Source organism: Photobacterium sp. DNB22_13_2 (assembly GCF_052873915.1).
Genome location: NZ_JBNNXU010000206.1, coordinates 1 through 253, shown reverse-complemented (window position 1 = coordinate 253; position 253 = coordinate 1). Strand labels below are relative to the sequence as shown.

Here is a 253-nt window from a genome sequence, read left to right as displayed (position 1 = left end):
AACCAGAACACCACGATCGCCCAGGCGGGCCAGCGCCACTTGCCCAGCGGCAGCGGGCGGCTGCGCGTGACCTTGCCCTTGACGGTGACGAAGCGGTTGGCCGAGCGCAGCATGTAACGCTGCAGCAGCACCAGCGGGAACGTCACCATCACCAGGCAGACCGCCACGGCCGCCATCAGGTGATAGGCCGGCGTGCCGAGCTTGTTGGTCAGCTTGTACAGATACGTCGCCAGCACCAGGTGGCCTTCCGGAT

General features: G+C 66.4%; 1 protein-coding gene. It reads right to left on the bottom strand.

The annotated features are described in order from the left end of the window. A partial coding sequence (locus tag ACVA58_RS28385) for a hypothetical protein (RefSeq protein WP_446513569.1) occupies positions 1-253 on the bottom strand: 253 nt, incomplete at both ends.